We start from the raw sequence: 13,509 nt of genomic DNA, 5'->3' as shown, positions 1-13,509 counted from the left end.
TCAGGCCATGGGCGTCCGGGACAGCAACCCCGGCGCATCCGTCTCGAAGCCGTCGCAGCCGTGCTGCGCGGCCCGGTCCCGGGCGGCCACCGTGTTGACGGTATGCGCCCAGACCCGGCCCACCCCTGCCTTGTCGAATTTCCGCAGGTCCTCGCCCCGCGCCCGGTGATCGACGTCAAAGACGTCCACGAAGCCGCGCCACCGCTTCGGGTGGTCATGGCGCATCTGCTTCTTCGAGCGCCACAGCTGCGACAGCAGCCCCAGCTGATGCACCTTCCGGGCCACGGCGGGGGAGTTGGTGTTCACGAAGACGGAGCCGGTGAGCCCGCGCCGCTCCAGTTCGGCGGCGATCCGCGGGATGCTCGCCGGGTCCTTGGCCTCCATGGTGAGCACGGCTTTTCCGCCGAACTCCTTCAGCACCTGCGCCACCGTCGGCGCCGGCTCCGGGCGGAAGCGGGCCTTCAGTGACGGGTCCGGCTCCACCCGTACCTTCTTCCACTGGGCGGCGGTGAGATCACTCACCCGCCCCGACTTGTTCGTGGTCCGGTCAAGAGTGGCGTCATGGATCACAACTAGAGTGCCGTCGCGCAACATTCGGGTGTCGAAGTCCAGCACGTGCGCCCGCCCGCTGCGGTAGCTGGCGCGGAGGGCCGACATGCTGTTCTCCGGCGCCTCCAGGGCGCCGCCGCGATGTGCGGTGTAGACGATTCCGGGCAGCTCGGCGGCGGACGTGACGCGTCCGGCGGCTCCGGCACCCGGTGCCAGGGCGGCGGCGGTGGTGAGGGTGGTTAATCCCGCTACCACATAGGTTGTGATCATAAAGACCAGATTAGGGCGAGTCGTCCCCTGTTTCATGCCGATGACCCACGCATCACCCGTCAGGATTGCCCGGTAACCGGCAAGGCGACGTGCCGCGGCGTGGGAGCATGGCACTGCGAGCCCCCGGGGACGAGCGGCTCGCAGGGGCCGAGGTGAGGGGATACATGGCACAGGGCAAGGGGCGTAACCGCAGGTTCCCGCAGTGGCTGCAGCGCGGGTCCACCCGCTCGGCCGCGGTCGCATCGGCCGCAGGCCTCGCCGCCGCCCGCCGCAGCGAGCTGGTGCTCGCCGCCGCCGAGGCCGGCCTGCCACTGGCCCCCGCCGCGTACCCCGAGGGGTATGGCTGTTCCTGTGACCGCGTCGGCTGTCCCACCCCAGGCCGCCACCCCGTCTCCTTCGCCTGGCACACCCAGGCGAGCACCGAGCCGCAGCGCGTCGAGCGCTGGCTGGCCGCGCAGCCGGAGGCGAACTTCATCACGGCCACCGGCCGTAACCACGACGTCCTCGACGTACCGCTGGATGCCGGACGGCAGGCGCTCGAGCAGCTGGAGGCGGACGGCGTCGCCGTCGGGCCCGTGGCGCAGGCGGGGGAGTCGCCGCTGACCGGGCGGATGCTGTTCTTCACCACCACCCGCGGCACTCCCGAGGACGAGGACGAGTGGTGGCCGTGCGAGCTGGACTGCCACCCCGAGACCATGGATGAGCACCCCGGGCTGCGCTGGCACTGCCGCGGGTCGTACGCACTGGTGCCGCCGGCGCGGCTGCCCGGCGGCGAGAGCGTGGAGTGGGTGCGCGGGCCCGAGCTGGCGCTGCCGGACCCGCTCACGCTGCTGGAGACGCTGACCGACGCCTGCGCGACCTACATGGGCCGGGAAGAGGCGGCCGAGCAGGCCGCCTGGCCGATGGGCTGAGGGCGCGGTAAGGCGCTACTCGCCCTTCGCCCCCACCAGGCCCTGGATCCGGTTCAGGAACTCCACGTCGCCCTTCTTGCCCTTCTTCGGCACCAGGACGGCCTGCTCCGAGACCCACTCCAGCGTCACCGAGCGCTTCGCCTCGCCCGTCAGTAGCGCCTTCACCACGCCGTCGAGGCGGATCGTCCGGCCCGGCGCCACCGTCTGCTTCGCGAAGTGCCGGGTGGAGAAGAACGCCAGCGCCCCGCCGTCCCTGGTGCGCAGCGCGTACGTCGCGAACCCCGCCGCCGGGGTGTCCCGGAACTGCGTGACATAACCCGGCTGCTTCGCCTGCTTCTTGCGCTCCTCGACCCACTGCGTGGTGTGCTGGCCCGGCGCGAAGCCCGGGTTCTTGCCGCCGGACTTCAGGTAGTTCACGTACGACGTGTCCAGGTCCGGCACCGGCGTCGAAAGCCGCTCCTCCGGGCCCGGCTCGACCGGCTTCACATAGCCGTCCTTGTCGCGGGCCAGGTCCGGCAGTTCACCGGGCTGCATGACCGACAGGTACGCGGCCTTCCACGGCTTGCCCTCCGCCTTCTTCTCGAAGAGGACGAGCCAGCGGTTCTTGGTGTCCGCCGAGGGCCGGTTGGCGCGGGCGTCGGCGACGAACCAGCGCGGCCAGCCTGCCTGCTTCGGGATCAGATACTTCGGGTCCGTCAGCTCCAGCGGCGTGTAGTCCGGATTGCCGTTGGGGTTCTGCTTCTTGCGCGCCTTCAGGCCGGCCTGGTCGATGGCGCCCAGCGGGCCGGTCTCGATCTCGCGGTTCAGGCCGCGGTCGAGGGTGCGGTTCGCCTTGTTGTTGTCATTGGTGAACTCCTCCAGGACCCGCGCGGCCTCAGTCTTTGTCGCCGCCGGCCGGAGCTTCGTCTCCCCGTGCACCGTGACGCACCCGGTCGCCGCCGTCGTCAGCAGGGCGCTCAGCAGCGCCGTCGCGAGGAGTCTGGGGTGGGACCTGGGGTGAGACATGGTTCGAAACCTTACCCGGGCGCAGGAACAGGAACAGCGTGGGGACGATATACGCAAGCCACATCACGACCTGCAGCCAGGTGGGGTCCGGCTGGAAGTTGAAGATGCCCTTCAGCAGCGTCCCGTACCAGCTGCCCGAGTCGAAGGTCGAGCTGATGTCGAAGGCCTTGTTGCCCAGGCCCGGCAGGAAGCGCGCCTCCTGCAGATCGTGCATCCCGTACGCGAGCACGCCCGCGGCCACGACCACCAGCATCGCGCCGGTCCAGGTGAAGAACCTCGCCAGATTGATCTTCAACGCCCCGCGGTAGAATAGCCAGCCCATCGCCACGGCGGTGAGGATGCCGAGCAGCGCGCCCAGCATCGGCGTCGTCGAGCCCTCGGTGCTGGTGCGCACCGAGGTCCACACGAACAGCGAGGTCTCCATGCCCTCCCGGCCGACGGCCAGGAAGGCGACCAGCACCAGCGCGCCCTTGCCCATGTCCAGCGCGGCGTCCAGCTTGCCCTGCAGCTCCGCCTTGAGATGCCGCGCCGTGCGCTTCATCCAGAAGATCATCCAGGTGACCAGGCCGACCGCGACGATCGACAGCGAGCCGCCGAGCAGCTCGATGGCCTCGAAGGTCAGCTCGTTCTCGGTCAGCTGCAGCGCCGCCTGGAAGACCACCGACAGCGCTACGGCGGCGGCCACGCCCAGCCACACCGGGCGCAGCGCCTCCCGCCGCCCGGTCTTCACCAGATACGCGATCAGGATGCACACGACCAGGCTGGCCTCGAGGCCCTCGCGCAGGCCGATCAGATAGTTGCCGGCAAACATCAGGAGAACAGCTCCCTGCCCCACCAGTCGCGGGTGTCGCGCACGCCCGGCGGGACGGCGAAGATCGCGGAACCGACGTGCTGGATGTACTCGTTGAGGGTGTCCTTGCGCGCCAGGCTCTGCTGCACGGGCACAAATCCGTCCCGTACGTCCCGCTGATAGGCGAGGAAGAACAGGCCCGCGTCCAGCCGCCCGAGGCCGTCGGTGCCGTCGGTGAAGGAATAGCCGCGGCGCAGCATCTGCGCGCCGCTGTTGGAGTCCGGGTGCGCCAGCCGCACATGGGCGTCCGGCAGCATCGCCTTGAGGTTGGGTTCGTCGCGCTCCTTCGACTTGCCGAAGGGGGCGCCCTCGCCCTTGTCGCGGCCGATGATGTCCTCCTGCTCCTTCAGCGAGGTCCGGTCCCAGGTCTCGATGTGCATGCGGATGCGGCGGGCGACGAGATACGAGCCGCCGGCCATCCAGCCCGGGCCGTCCTTCCCGGAGACCCAGACGTGCTTGGTGAGCGCCTTCTTGTCCGTCCCGGCGATGTTCCGGGTGCCGTCCTTGAAGCCCATCATGTTGCGCGGCGTCTGGGCGTCGGGCGTGGTCGAGGAGGTCTTGCCGAAGCCGAGCTGCGACCAGCGGACCGCCATCTTCCCGAAGGCGATACGGGCCAGATTGCGGATCGCGTGCACCGCCACCTGCGGGTCGTCGGCGCAGGCCTGGACGCAGATGTCGCCGCCGCTGCGGTTCTTGTCGAGGTTGTCGCCGGGGAAGGCGGGCAGGTCGATCAGCGCCTCCGGGCGGCGGTCCTCGAGGCCGAAGCGGCCCTTCTCGAAGAGGCCGGGGCCGAAGCCGATGGTGAGTGTCAGCCGGGACGGCTTGAGTCCCAGCGCCTCGCCGGTGTCGTCCGGCGGCGCCTCCGCCAGCTCGCTCACCGCGCCCTCGCCGACGCTGCGGCCCGCGGTCATCCGCTCGGCCGCCCGCGTCCACTTCTTCAGTACGGCGATGAGCTCCGCGCGGTCCTCGGTGGTGACGTCGAACGCCGCGAAGTGCAGCCGGTCCTGGACGGCCGTGGCGATCCCGGCCTGGTGCGCGCCGTGGAAGGCCACCGCGGCGCCGCTGTCGGCGACCGGGGCCGTACCGGAATCGCCGCCGGAGGCGACGGCGGCCGCCGCCCCGCCGGCCGTGGCGGCGCCGAGCGCGAGCCCCGCGCCGCCCCAGCCGAGGACGGCGCGACGCGAGGTCGCGGGCCGCTCCGTGTTCTCGTCGAGCTGGTCATCGGCCATGGCCGTACCCCCTACTTCACAACCGCGGCGGCGAGCTTGGACAGCGGCTCGGCGAGGGCGTTGACGCCGTCGGAGAGCTCCTTGCGCTCCTTCTTGCCGACCGTGTCGTACGAGACGTAGCCGTCGCCCTCTTCGTAGCCGGCCAGCTGCTTGTTGATCGCCTTGAACTGGGTGTCCAGCTCCTTGGCGAGCTCCGGGTCGTTCTTCGCGGCGACCGGCCGCAGGAGCTCGTACGACTTCTGCGCGCCCTCGACATTGGCCTTGAAGTCGACCAGGTCGGTGTGGCTGTAGCGCTCCTCCTCACCGGTGACCTTGCCGGTGGCGACCTCGTCGAGGAGCTCCTTGGCGCCGTTCGCCATCGAGGTGGGGTTGATGTCGGCGCGGCCGACCTTCTGCACCCAGTCCTTGAGGTCCTTCATGAGGGTGTCCGCGAGCTTCTTGTCGGCCCCGGTGATCTTCTCGTCCTGCCAGAGGGCCTTCTCCAGCTTGTGCCAGCCGGTCCACTTCTGGCCCTTCTCCAGGCCGTCCTCGCGCACGTCGACCTTCGGGTCGATGTCGCCGAAGGACTCCGCCACCGGCTCGGTGCGCTCCCAGCCGATCCGGGACGGGGCGTACGCCGCCTTGGCCGCGTCGATGTCGCCGGCCTTGACGGCGTCGGCGAACTTCTGCGCCAGCGGGAGGGTTTCGTCGGCCTGGGTCTGCACGTACTTCCGGTACTCGGCCACCGCCTTGTCCAGGCGCGGGTCGAGCTTCTTCGCCGCGCCCTTGCCGCTGGCCTTCACGTCCTGGCGGATGCCGTGGCCCTTCATGCCGGGCTTGCAGGCGATCTGGTAGTCGCCGGCGCGGACCTCGGCGGTGATCTCGGCCTTGGTGCCGGGGCCGATGTTCTCCCGCTCGGTGACGATCCGGTCGCCGGGGGCGTAGATGTACACCTCGGTGACCTTGGAGCCCTTGTTCTCGACGGCCAGCTTCACGTGTCCGGCCGGGAACTCCTTGTCCGAGACATCGCATTTGCTGTCGGTGGCGGTGACCTGGATGGCGCCGTCGCCGGAGGCGCCGTCGCTCTTCTCGGCGCAGCCGGCGACGCCGGCGGTGAGGGCCGCGGCGGCAGCTACGGAGACAGACAGACGGACGGCTCGCATGGCGGGGACTCCAGGGGACGCAGCGGATTTAGGCTGGCCTAACTTAACTGAGGCTTACCTCAGCAGCAGCGGGCGGTCCAGTGATTTCAGTCTCTTTTGACCAAGCGGCTGCGCATTCGCGCCCGTAGCGATCACAATCCCCCCATGACATACGGGGCAGCGCTGACAGACCTGCGCAATGCGCAGAAAACGGCCAAGGGAGTTTCCCTCTACTCGCGGTACATCAACCGCCCGTTGGGCCGCCGGTTCGCGGCCGCCTCGTACGTCGCGGGCCTGCATCCGAACCACGTCACGCTCATCAGCGCCGGCTTCAGCGCCGCCGCCATCGCGGCCGTCGCGCTCGTGCCCCCGGGCTGGACGCTGGCCGTGCTCGTCTACGCCGGTCTGGTGCTCGGCTTCGCCTTCGACTCCGCCGACGGGCAGCTGGCGCGGCTGCGGAAGGCGAGCAGCCCGGCGGGGGAGTGGCTGGACCACGTGGTGGACTGCGGGAAGCTCATCGCGATCCACGCCGCCGTGCTGATCTCCTTCTACCGCTTCTTCGAACTGCCCGGCGAGGGCTGGCTGCTGCTGCCGCTGGGGTTCCAGTTCGCCGCGGTGCTGATCTTCTGCGCGGGGCTGCTGCGGGACAAGCTCGGGGCGAAGCCGGCGGCGGGCGGGCCCGCGGCGGCACCCTCGCGGGTGCGCGCCGTGGCCCTGCTGCCCGTCGACTACGGCGTCTTCTGCCTGGTCTTCCTGCTGCTCGGCAGCGAGGACGCCTTCCTCGCCGGATATGCCGTGCTTTTCGCCGTCAACGTGCTGTTTCTTGCGGCGTTCCTGGCGAAGTGGTTCCGGGAGCTGACTGCAGTGGCTCGCTGAGCACGTCGAGCGCCCGGCGCAGCTGGGTGCTCGAGGTGTGCACCGTGTACGGGAAGTAGACGACCTCCACGCCGACGGTGGCGAAGTCGCGCTCCAGCCGGGCGCCCTTGGACGTACCCCGCCAGTCGTCGCCCTTGAAGATCACGTCGAAGCGGACCTGCTGCCAGGTCTCCAGCTTGTCCGGCACCGTCTCGACGAACGCGGCGTCCACGAACCGTATCGACCGGACGATCTCCAGCCGCTCGACCAGCGGTATGACGGGCGGCCGCCCCTTGGCACGCTCGGCCATCTCGTCGGACACGACGCCCGCGACCAGGTAGTCGCACTGGGAGCGCGCGTGTCTGAGGATGTTGAGGTGGCCTACGTGAAAGAGGTCGTAGACCCCTGGTGCATAGCCGACAACATGCGGCATCTCTGAATCCCCCCACGGAATCTGTCACTTCTGGCACAACCCCCCGGCCGTCAGAAGTGTCAACCATAGCGGTCTTCGGCATTAACGAGGGGGAAATCTTACGTGTTGCGTGTTCTGCTCGTCTCTACCAACTATGCACCAGAAGAGGCGGGTATCGGCCCGTATGCCACACAAGCGGCCGAACACTGGGCGGCTGAGCTGGGCGCCGAGGTGCACGTGCTGGCCGGGATGCCGCACTACCCGCAGTGGCGAACGGCCGCCGCGTACCGGGGGCGTTGGCGTGCGGAGGAGGTGCGGGCCGGGGTGCGGGTGCACCGCCGGCTGCACACCGTGCCGCGGCGGCAGACGGCGCTGACGCGGGCGCTGTACGAGGCGTCGATCCTGGGGCACGGGCTGGTGGCGCCGCCGCGGATGGGGCGGCCCGACGTGGTGGCCGCGCAGCTGCCGAGCCTGGCCGGCGGGGTGCTGGCGGCGCGTCTGGCGCGGCGGTACGGGGTGCCGTTCGTGCCGGTGGTGCAGGACCTGATGGGCGCGGCGGCGGCGCAGAGCGGCATCGCGGGCGGCGGCCGGGCGGCGGCGGCCGCGGCGGCCGTGGAGGGCCGGGTGCTGCGGTCCGCGGCGCTGATCGGGGTGATACACGAGACCTTCCGCGAGCGGGTGGTCGCGATGGGGGTGGACGAGGACCGCATACGCCTCGTGCCCAACTGGTCGCATGTGGCGCGCCCTTCGCGGCCGCGCGCGGAGACCCGGGCCCGGCTGGGCTGGCGGGACGGGCAGACGGTGGTGCTGCACTCCGGGAACATGGGCTTCAAGCAGGGCCTCGAGGTGCTGGTCGCGGCGGCGCGGCAGGCGCCGGACGTACGCGTGGTGCTGATGGGGGACGGCAATCAGCGGGACGCGCTGCGCGAGCTGGCCGGCGGGCTGCCGAACCTGGACTTCCTGCCGCCGGCCGCGGGGGACGACTTCCCCGAGGTGCTGGCGGCGGCGGATGTGCTGGCGGTGGCGCAGCGGGCGTCGGTGCAGGACATGAGCGTGCCGTCAAAGCTCACCTCGTACTTCGCGGCGGGGCGGCCGGTGGTCGCGTCGGTGGCGGCGGACGGCGGCACGGCGGCGGAGGTGCTGCGGTCGGGGGCCGGGGTGATCGTGCCGCCGGAGGACCCGGGGGCGGTGGTGGCGGCGGTGCGCGAGCTGGCCGGTGAGCCGTCGCGTGCCGATGACTTGGGGGCGGCCGGGCCGCGCTATGTGGACGCCGAGCTGAGCCGGGAGGCGGGGCTTGCGCGGGTTACGGCGCTGCTGGAGGAGGCGGTGGGTGAGGTTGTCCACAGGGGGAGGCAGCCGCGGTCGCCGCGCGCTCATACTGAGCGGACGAATACTGAACGGCCGGGTACTGAACGGCCGAATGCTGAACGGACGAACGAAGCCGGCGCGGGGGAGCGACTGGCTCGGATGCCGGCCAAGGGGGGACAGTGACACAGGAGTTCCGTGCGCCGCAGGCGCAGGACGAACCGGATCTGCTGCGCGATCAGTTCCGGCAGCTGCTGCGGCATCGCGGGATGCTGGTGCTCGGCGTGCTGCTCGGGCTGCTCGGCGGCGGGTGGATCGGCCTGGGCGGCGGCGAGTCGTATGTGGCCACGAGTGAGGTCACCATCCGGCAGGTGAGCCTCGACCCGTTCGCGCCGGCCGGCGGCGGGGGCTCCGGCATCAAGGAGAATGTCGGCACCGAGCGGCAGACGGCGGTGAGCAACTCCGTGGCGCGGCTGGTCGAGGACGACCTCGGCGCCGACGCCGGGCGCCGCGTCCAGTCCGGGCTGCAGGTCACCAACCCGCCGAACACGATGGTGCTGCGCTTCAGTTACGCGGCCGCGGATCCGGAGATCGCCGCCAAGCGCTCCAACGCCTTCGCGAAGGCCTATCTGACGTACAAGCGGCAGCAGATCGAGCGCACCATCGACCGGAACGTGAAGAATTACGACGGCCAGATCAAGCCGCTGGTGCAGGAGCGCGAGGACCTGGACCGGCGCATCGCCGGCATGGGGGAGGGCCGGGCGCTGGAGTCCGCGCTGTCCGCCCGCGCCTCGCTCAGCCAGAGCATCGGCGAGATCACGTCCGACCGGGCGAAGGTGCAGGCCATCGACACCACGCCCGGCTATGTGGTGCGTACGGCGGAGAAGCCGCAGGAGCCGTCAGGGCCCGGCCTGTTCATGCTGCTCGGGCTCGGCGCCGCGGTCGGGCTCGGCGTCGGGCTGCTGGCGGCGTGGGTGCGGCTGGTCTTCGACCCGACGGCGCGGTCGGAGGGCGATGTGGTGCGGGCGCTGCGCGCGCCGGTGCTCGGCAAGCTGCCGCGCGGCCGCCGGCCCGGGCCGCTGCTGGCGGTGGGCAGGGCCGCGGAGGAGTATCGCTCGGTGGCCTTCCGGCTGGCCTACGGCCCGCGGTTCGCCGACCGGCGGCGACTGCTGGTGGTCGCGCCGCGCGGCAGCAGCGATACGGCTGCCGCCGTGTCGGTGAACCTGGCCGCGTCCTTCGTGGAGATGGGCCATGAGGTAATGCTGGTCGAGGCCGACCTGCGCACCCCGACACTGCACGAACGCCTGCGCACCGCCGAGGGCGTGCGCCCCGGCTGGGTCCGCAATCCTCCGCAGGGCGACACCGGCTGGCCGACCGGCACGCAGATACCGATCGACGCGGGGGAGTCGGGCGCCTTCGACCTGATCCCCGGCGCCCGCGTGCGCAATCCGGCGCGGGCTCTTACCTCCGCCTCCGCGACGCGGCTGATATCCGAGGCGGACGCCCCCGGTTCGGTCGTGGTGGCGCTGGCTCCGGCGGTGCTGTCGTACGCGGACGCCATCGCGCTCGCCGACCGGGTGGACGGCGTCCTGGTCGTCTGCGACCCGCGCGAGGTGCACCGCGAGGACCTGGTCCGGGTCCGCGAGCTGATCAGCGGCGCGGGCGGTGCGGTGCTGGGCGCGGTGCTGCATTCCTTCGGCGACGGCGGGACCGACCCGAAGGGCCGCAAGGGGCGACGCCGCAAGCAGGGCGGGCTGTCGGCGGACGATGTGCTGTCGCCCGGCGGCGGATCGGGCGCGAACGGTGACCCCGGCCCGCCGGGACCGCCCGGCGCCCTCGGCGCGAAGTCGGGCAACGGCTCGGCGGCGGGGGAGTTCGGCCCGCCACCGGACGAGGCCGGCTACGGCTCGCAGGCCGGCGACGGCGTGCGGTCCAGCTCGCGGTGAGCGAGTCGCCTGCGGCGGGGGGAGGGGACGGGGGCGCGTTGCGGGCGCGGTGGGCCGTGCTGTCGTCGGTGGCTGATCAGGGGGTGGCGGCGCTTACCAACATCGCGGTGTTGGTGATGGCGGCGCGGCTGTCGACGGTGCGCGATTTCGCGGTGTTCTCGGTCGTCTACGTGGTGTTCACGCTTCTGCTCGGGGTCGAGACCAGTTACGTGGGGCAGGCGCTCGTGCTGCGGCGCGGTGCGGAGCGGATGGCGGCCTGTCGTGGGGCCGTGGGCTTCACGGCGCTCGCCGCGACCGTGGTCGGTGGCGCGGCGGCCGCGGTGCTCGCCTTCGTGCCCGGGGAGGTCGCGGCCGGGCTGACCGCGCTCGGCCTCGTGCTGCCCGTGGTGCTGGTGCAGGACGTGCTGCGGTACTGCTTCTCGACGCTGCAGCTGCCGCATTACGCCCTGGCGGGCGACGCGTTGCGGTTGGCCGCGGTGCTCCCTGCGCTCGCGGTGCAGCCGGACGGGAGCAGTGCGGCGCGGCTGGTCGCGGTGTGGGGGCTGTCCGCGCTGCCCGCGCTCGCCCTTGCCGGGGCGCTGCTCGCCAGGCGGCTGCGAGGCGCCAATCGCGCCTCCGCCCCCACCCCCGTCCCCAGTCTCGGCTGGCGCTCGTATCTCCGCCGTGACCATCTCGGTCGTCGGTTCGTCGTCGAGTTCGCAGTCGGGAATGGCTCCAGCCAGATCGCCGTGCTCGGGCTCGGGCTGGTCGCCAGCCAGTTGGCGGTCGGGGCGTTGCGCGGGGCGACCACGCTCTTCGGGCCGATGAATGTGCTCTACAACTCCGCCACCGGCTTCGGGCCGCCACTGCTCGGACGGGTCGGCGGGGTGCGGCGGAAGGTGCGTACGGGCGCGGTGCTGGCCGTCGTGCTGGCGGGCGTCGCCGGTGCGTGGGCCACCACGCTTGCCCTGCTGCCCGACCGCCTCGGCCGGGAGATACTCGGCGACACCTGGGCCACCGCGTCCGCGCTGCTGCCCGCCACCGGCACCCAGTACGCGGCCATCGCGCTCGGCACCAGCGCGTTGCTCACCTTGCGGGTGCTGCGGCCGAAGGCGACGATGCCGATCCAGATCGTCTTCTCGCTGCTCGCCGTCGCCGCGATGCTCGGCGGCTACGCGCTCGGTGGGGTGAAGGGTGCGGCATGGGGCCTGGCAGCGGGCTCCGCGATGAAGGCGGCGGCGCTGTGGCTGCGGATCACCGCCGTACGGCGCGAGGAGGCGGCGCGCGAGGCGGCCGGGGCGAGTGGCGACGACGCCGACGACACCGGCCCCGAAACCCCCGGCGCCGAAGGCGCCGTCGGCGGCGTCAGCGCAGCAGTTTCCGCTCGTCGGACCGGAAAGTCGTGACCAGCGCCAGGCACAGCACCGCGATCCCGATCCGCCCCGTCGCCTGCAGCAGCGGGCCGCGCAGCAGGATGAAGGAGTAGCCCGCCACCGCCGGCACCACCGTCGCCAGCACCGACCCCGGGTCCCGTGACACATGTCCGGAGCGCGCGAAGCGCCGGTCCGTCCGCGCTGCCGCGTACCCCACCGCCATCAGTCCCGCCGCCATCCCCACCGGGCCGAAGTCCAGCCACAGTTCGGCCCAGAGCGGTGAGGACAGGTTGACGTTCGACATGCCCATCCACTGGCCGACCTTCACGCCCGAGTCCAGCTGCTTGTCGGGCCACACCGAGCGTGGGACGAAGAAGAACGTCGACGAGGCGAACTGCCGCCCCAGCGTGTGGCCGCGGCCCTGCCCCTGGCCCGCCTCCACGTACGAGATGGTGTTGGCGAACATCACCGTCTGGTCGTAGTCCTTCAGCACCAGCGGCTCCAGCACCGACGACGACTCGGCCTGCGCCGACCGCCCGTCCGCGTCGTAGCGGAACTTGTCGGCGAACGGGAACAGCAGCACCGCCGCCGCCACCCCGCCCGCGAGCGCCGCGCGATAGACCGCGGGGCTGCGCGGGAAGACGGTGAACAGCAGCGCGAAGAGCACGGTCAGGAACCAGTAGCGCGGGTTCGAGACCGGGTTGTTCACGATGCAGTTGACCAGCACGAGCCCTACCCACGGCAGCAGCACCCGCGGATTGCGCCGGGCCCGCCGCGACAGCACCATCCACCGGGTCAGCATCAGCAGCGCCAGCAGCGCCGGCACCGTGCCGAAGCCGCGCAGGAAGGCGGACCCGACCTGCGAGGTGGCGGCGCCGCCCGCGGTCAGCTCGTCGCTGATCGCCTGCCGGCTGTCGAAGAAGGGGCCCGGCCCGCCGAAGGACGCGATCAGCGCCGCGCTGCCGACGTACGCGACCACCACCAGCACGTACAGCCGCGGCCGGCTCACCAGAGCCGGCCGCCGCACCCGCGCCCCGCGCGCCGCGGGCCGGTGCCGCGCCAGCAGCGTCCCCAGGTCGAAGGCGACGAAGCCGAGCAGCACCAGTGCCACCGCGAGCGTGAAGTCGCCGCGCGCGCCCATCAGCGGCGTCGGCGTCTGCCCCAGCACGATCTGCGCGAGCGGCGCGACGCCCATCGCCACGTACCCGAACAGCCAGAACGTCCCCTGGATCAGCCGCCGCCGCGCGGTCAGCACCATCGCCGCCAGCCGGGCGCCCGCGTAACAGGTGACCGCCAGCTGCAGCCAGAACGTCGCGTCCCGCACCCCGGGCTGCGCGAGCCCCGCCACCCCGGCCGGCAGCAGCCCGACCAGCGCCACCACCAGCGGCACCGACAGCGCCCTGGACAGCAGCGCCCGCGGCGCGGGCCGCAGCGGGATCTCGAGCGGCGGCAGCGGCTTCCTGCCGCCCGCCGGCGCCGGCCGCGCGGCAGCGGCCGCCAGCGGCGCCCTGCGCATCTGGACGGTCTGCTCCACCAGGCTCTCGCCCGCGCGCCGGTTGTGCCCCGCCATGCCTCTCCCCCCGATTTCCCAGCTCAAAGCCTGCACCACACAAGACACTTCGGGTAGGCCCGGGGTTGTACGCCCGGTAGGATCAGGTTTGCGAAAGTACGGGCGCCGGGGGGCGTCCGCGGGGAGGGGACCTC

The 13,509-nt window shown here is 71.8% G+C and carries 12 protein-coding genes; 5 read left to right on the top strand and 7 right to left on the bottom strand.

The window, feature by feature from the left end; translation table 11 throughout:
* Entirely contained in the window at positions 1–819 is an 819-nt protein-coding gene (locus tag G5C51_RS04915) for a glycerophosphodiester phosphodiesterase (protein ID WP_165232221.1), read from the bottom strand.
* A gap of 164 nt (positions 820–983) precedes the next feature.
* On the opposite strand from G5C51_RS04915, the gene G5C51_RS04910 reads away from it, so the two are divergent.
* The gene (locus tag G5C51_RS04910) at positions 984–1,730 is read left to right on the top strand and encodes a bifunctional DNA primase/polymerase (protein ID WP_165232218.1); all 747 of its coding nucleotides are present in this window, start codon (positions 984–986) and stop codon (positions 1,728–1,730) included.
* Positions 1,731–1,745: 15 nt separating this feature from the next.
* Here G5C51_RS04910 and G5C51_RS04905 read toward each other — a convergent pair whose 3' ends face one another.
* Genes G5C51_RS04905 through efeO form a run of 4 tightly spaced genes read right to left on the bottom strand, consistent with a single transcriptional unit; the run spans position 1,746 to position 5,956 of the window.
* Complete coding sequence (locus tag G5C51_RS04905) at positions 1,746–2,678, bottom strand: SCO2278 family lipoprotein (RefSeq protein WP_240929396.1); 933 nt, start codon at positions 2,676–2,678, stop codon at positions 1,746–1,748.
* Entirely contained in the window at positions 2,605–3,546 is a 942-nt protein-coding gene (efeU, locus tag G5C51_RS04900; protein WP_165232215.1) for an iron uptake transporter permease EfeU, read from the bottom strand. Before efeU ends, G5C51_RS04905 begins: the two co-directional genes overlap by 74 nt.
* Positions 3,546–4,814: an iron uptake transporter deferrochelatase/peroxidase subunit gene (gene efeB, locus G5C51_RS04895; protein WP_165232212.1), complete on the bottom strand. Its 1,269-nt coding sequence runs from the start codon at positions 4,812–4,814 to the stop codon at positions 3,546–3,548. The genes efeU and efeB overlap by 1 nt, the downstream gene beginning before the upstream one ends.
* An 11-nt stretch (positions 4,815–4,825) precedes the next feature.
* Positions 4,826–5,956 (bottom strand): iron uptake system protein EfeO, encoded by a 1,131-nt coding sequence (gene efeO, locus G5C51_RS04890; RefSeq protein ID WP_165232210.1) that lies wholly within the window; start codon positions 5,954–5,956, stop codon positions 4,826–4,828.
* A gap of 144 nt (positions 5,957–6,100) precedes the next feature.
* Between efeO and G5C51_RS04885 the strand changes: the two genes are divergently transcribed.
* Complete coding sequence (locus tag G5C51_RS04885) at positions 6,101–6,811, top strand: CDP-alcohol phosphatidyltransferase family protein (protein ID WP_165232207.1); 711 nt, start codon at positions 6,101–6,103, stop codon at positions 6,809–6,811.
* Here G5C51_RS04885 and G5C51_RS04880 read toward each other — a convergent pair.
* On the bottom strand, positions 6,744–7,223 hold the full coding sequence (locus tag G5C51_RS04880) for an FAD synthase family protein (protein WP_165232204.1): 480 nt from the start codon (positions 7,221–7,223) through the stop codon (positions 6,744–6,746). The genes G5C51_RS04885 and G5C51_RS04880 overlap by 68 nt on opposite strands.
* A gap of 102 nt (positions 7,224–7,325) precedes the next feature.
* Between G5C51_RS04880 and G5C51_RS04875 the strand changes: the two genes are divergently transcribed.
* From G5C51_RS04875 to G5C51_RS04865, 3 genes are read left to right on the top strand one after another with little or no spacing between them, the layout of a single operon-like run.
* The gene (locus tag G5C51_RS04875; RefSeq protein ID WP_338118014.1) at positions 7,326–8,693 is read left to right on the top strand and encodes a glycosyltransferase; all 1,368 of its coding nucleotides are present in this window, start codon (positions 7,326–7,328) and stop codon (positions 8,691–8,693) included.
* Positions 8,690–10,453, top strand: a complete 1,764-nt coding sequence (locus G5C51_RS04870; protein WP_338118013.1) for a tyrosine-protein kinase domain-containing protein — start codon at positions 8,690–8,692, stop codon at positions 10,451–10,453. The genes G5C51_RS04875 and G5C51_RS04870 overlap by 4 nt, the downstream gene beginning before the upstream one ends.
* Positions 10,454–10,491: 38 nt before the next feature.
* Positions 10,492–11,838, top strand: coding sequence for an MATE family efflux transporter (locus G5C51_RS04865; RefSeq protein WP_240929393.1), 1,347 nt, complete (start codon positions 10,492–10,494; stop codon positions 11,836–11,838).
* Here the strand turns inward: G5C51_RS04865 and G5C51_RS04860 are convergent.
* The gene (locus G5C51_RS04860) at positions 11,798–13,375 is read right to left on the bottom strand and encodes a hypothetical protein (RefSeq protein WP_165232200.1); all 1,578 of its coding nucleotides are present in this window, start codon (positions 13,373–13,375) and stop codon (positions 11,798–11,800) included. The genes G5C51_RS04865 and G5C51_RS04860 overlap by 41 nt on opposite strands.
* Between the last annotated feature and the right edge of the window lie 134 nt (positions 13,376–13,509).

This window comes from Streptomyces coryli, assembly GCF_011044975.1.
In the GTDB taxonomy this organism is placed as follows: Bacteria; Actinomycetota; Actinomycetes; order Streptomycetales; family Streptomycetaceae; genus Streptomyces; species Streptomyces coryli.
The sequence above is the reverse complement of the archived record's forward strand: the minus strand, read 5'-3'. Positions and strand labels throughout refer to the sequence as shown.